2 protein-coding genes are annotated in these 3,581 nt (G+C 58.0%); both read left to right on the forward strand.

The genetic code is table 11. The features are described 5' to 3' along the window. Window positions 1–1,275 precede the first annotated feature (1,275 nt). On the forward strand, window positions 1,276–2,637 hold the full coding sequence (xseA, locus tag AC1DYX_RS29210) for an exodeoxyribonuclease VII large subunit (RefSeq protein WP_477265428.1): 1,362 nt from the start codon (window positions 1,276–1,278) through the stop codon (window positions 2,635–2,637). Between the two features lie 249 nt (window positions 2,638–2,886). After that, window positions 2,887–3,465 carry a Fe-Mn family superoxide dismutase gene (locus AC1DYX_RS29215; protein WP_029756898.1) on the forward strand — a complete coding sequence of 193 codons (579 nt, stop codon included), beginning with the start codon at window positions 2,887–2,889 and terminating at the stop codon, window positions 3,463–3,465. The last annotated feature ends 116 nt before the right edge of the window (window positions 3,466–3,581 follow it).

Genomic DNA, 3,581 nt, shown 5'->3' on the forward strand with positions numbered 1-3,581 from the left:
GTAACGTGTTGCCCGGTTTGCGGCAAGTAGAGTTCTACACACTTTCTGTGGATAAAAGTGTGAGCAAGGCCGTCTTCTTGCGCTAAGCACCTTGATTCTTAAAGGATATTTTTCCGTGCGTAAAAAGAGGGCACCACTCTATCGATTTCCTGAACGCAATTTATTCTCATACGTTGTAGGACGGCTCGGGATGTAGTTGCCCACAATTTCTGTGGATAAATTTGTGAGAAATCACCCATCTCAACAGTAAGCTTTTGATTTTACTCAGAAAAATTTCCAAGTCCAAAAAATAGGCAGTGTTGAGCACGACTACAGCAGGTACGATCACCCTGCCGTTCTGCACATTTTTTGTGGACAAAATTGTGCGCAAGCGCAAAAACTAGCTATCAAACAATTGATTTGTAAAGGAAAAATCCTATCGCTCAATTTTTGGGCATTGTGGACTTATCCGGGAGGCGAGGACTCTCCCTGCTGGCCATTCAGCGTCCCGCCGTGCTCACCGTGCGGTAACCCATGCATGCCGTCCCTGTGCGCCGTCGCTGAAGACGGGATTTTTCACACAAACTGTGGAAAAGGATGTGAGCAAGCGCGTCATTTGCAGATTAACCCTTTGATTCAAATCAAACTTTATGGCCAAGCTCAATTTTTAGGCAGGTTGGACTTGTACACAGCCAAGGCGCCGCAAACGGTTGCGCAAAGGGGCGCGACAGCCATCTGCGGTATAGTCCCGTCCTCCGGGCGCATCCTCTTGTACACAGTTCAAGTCACCCTCTGGACATCGCCCTGTGCATTCTTCACAAATTTTGTGGAAAAGATTGTGAGCAATGCCCTTGCTTCGTATCAAAGCTGTTGAATTTGAAAGGATTTTTTGCTGTGCAGGTTTTTTAGGCAGCCGTCGCCGCGTGGCCAAGCATGCGTTGGCGACAGGGTGCGACGCTCGTCTGTTCACATAAACTGTGGAAAACGATGTGAGCAAGGAACGTGACAGCCCCCTAAGTGTTTGATTGCTCTAGGAAAATATATGCATGCTGAATTTATGAGCAGGGAGCTTATCCACTTTCGCACACATTCTGTGGATAAGATTGTGGCCAAGTACTCGAAGATGCACCCAAGCCATTGATCCGTAAGGCAAATTGATTGCTGCATCGAAATAATGCAGCAACGGTTTACCTTAAAAATCAGTAAGTTACAAAAACTACTTGTTGTTTTACAGCAGATATGCCATAAGCTGCGCGCAACCATGTTTTTGTGGACAGTTCAAACCAGCTCACCCATATGTTCCCCATCGAAGACGCCGATCCGGCCTACGCCGCCCCACCCGTGCTGACCGTCACGGCCCTCAACCAGCAGGTCGCGCGGCTGCTGGAACGCACGTTTCCCCTCGTCTGGATCGGGGGCGAGATCTCGAATTTCACGCGCGCGGCATCCGGTCACTGGTATTTCACGCTGAAGGACGATGCGGCCCAGGTGCGGGCCGTCATGTTCCGTGGCCGCGCCCAGTACGCCGGCTTCACGCCGCGCGAGGGCGACAAGGTCGAGGTGCGCGCGCTCGTCACCCTGTACGGCGCGCGCGGCGATTACCAGATCAATGTCGAGGCGATCCGCCGTGCCGGCGTCGGCGCGCTGTACGAAGCGTTCATGCGCCTGAAGGAAAAGCTCGGGGCCGAAGGACTGTTCGACGAGGCGCGCAAGCGGCCGCTGCCACTGTTCGCGCGCACCATCGGCATCGTGACGAGCCCGCAGGCGGCCGCGCTGCGCGACGTGCTCACGGCGCTGCAACGCCGCGCGCCGCACGTCCGCATCGTGCTCTACCCGGCGCCCGTGCAGGGCCAGCTGGCCGCGCAGAAGATCGCCGAAGCCATCGCCATCGCCTCGCACCGGTGCGAGGTCGACGTCCTGATCGTATGCCGCGGCGGCGGCTCGATCGAGGATTTATGGAGCTTCAACGAGGAAGCCGTCGCGCGCGCGATCGCCGCGTGCAGCATGCCCGTGATCTCGGGCGTGGGCCACGAGACCGATTTCACCATCGCCGACTTCGCCGCCGACCTGCGCGCCGCCACCCCGACGGCCGCCGCCGAGCTGGCCGCGACGGCCCGGGCCGACTGGCTGGCGTCGCTGCAGGCGGACGCGGGCGACCTGCGCCGCGCCATGGACCGTATCCTGTCCAATGCCAGCCAGGGCCTCGACAACCTGTCGCGCCGCCTCCTGAGCCCATCGAGCCAGATCGTCCACCAGCGCGTGAAACTTCTCGCCATGGCCAGCAGTCTCACGCATGCCGTGCGCACGCCCGTGAACCGCCAGGGCGTGCTGCTGGCGCAATTGCAGCAGCGCTGGGCCCGCCATCGTCCGGACTGGAGCGGCCTGCGCACGCGGCTGGAATCGGACCGGCGCCACCTCGTGGCGAGCGTCGGCAACCAGTTGCGCGCGCGCCGCGAGGCGTTGAGCGCACTGGCCGCGCAACTCGAACTGCTGAACCCGCAACGCACGCTGGAGCGCGGCTACGCCATCGTCAGCAATGCCARGGGCAAGGTGCTGCACGCGCCGGGCCAGATCAAGCCGCGCGACGTGCTGCGCATTCGCCTGGCCGAGGGCAGCGCGGAAGTCAGCGTGGCCGGCGTGCAGGACTTACTGGAATGACAGGGGACCTCGAAAAACCGTCGCGAGCGGCGGCAATGTTGTTCGAGAAGCGCAGCTGTACGAGTAGTACAGCGAGCATCGCAGGACAACAGTGCAATGCGCAGCAGGTTTTTCGACGTTCCCGACAATCTGGAATATTCGCAAAGCTATATCTGCAACCTTTACGCATCCGGTTTAGAATAAGCGCCCGAATTGCTGTACCGCAGAGACTTTGAACGAGTCTCCCGTCAACTCACTAAGGAACAAGACATGGAACATACCCTGCCCCCACTGCCGTACGCGAAAGATGCCCTGCAGCCGCACATCTCGGCCGAGACGCTGGAATACCACTACGGCAAGCACCATCAGGCCTACGTCACGAACCTGAACAACCTGATCAAGGGCACCGAGTTCGAAAACCTGTCGCTGGAAGAGATCATCAAGAAATCKCAGGGCGGCGTCTTCAATAACTCGGCCCAGGTGTGGAACCACACCTTCTTCTGGAACTGCATGACCCCGAACGGCGGCGGCGCACCGACCGGTCCGGTCGCCGACGCGATCAACGCCAAGTGGGGTTCGTTCGACAAGTTCAAGGAAGAGTTCCAGAAATCGGCCGTCGGCAACTTCGGTTCGGGCTGGACCTGGCTGGTGAAAAAGACGGACGGCACCGTCGACATYGTCAACACCTCGAACGCAGCCACCCCGCTGACGACCGAGAACAAGCCGCTGCTGACCTGCGACGTCTGGGAGCACGCCTACTACATCGACTACCGCAACGCCCGTCCGAAGTTCGTCGAGGCATGGTGGAACGTCGTCAACTGGGGCTTCGTGAACCAGAACTTCGCCTGAGCACACACCTGTGTTTCGTCATAATTAAGTTCGGACAACTTAATAAAGATCGGAACATCACGCAAACCCAGARGAACGCCGATCTAATATAGTCGGAACACTCCTCTGGTCTAAAC

The sequence above is a fragment of the Massilia sp. P2_C2 genome, assembly GCF_056404615.1.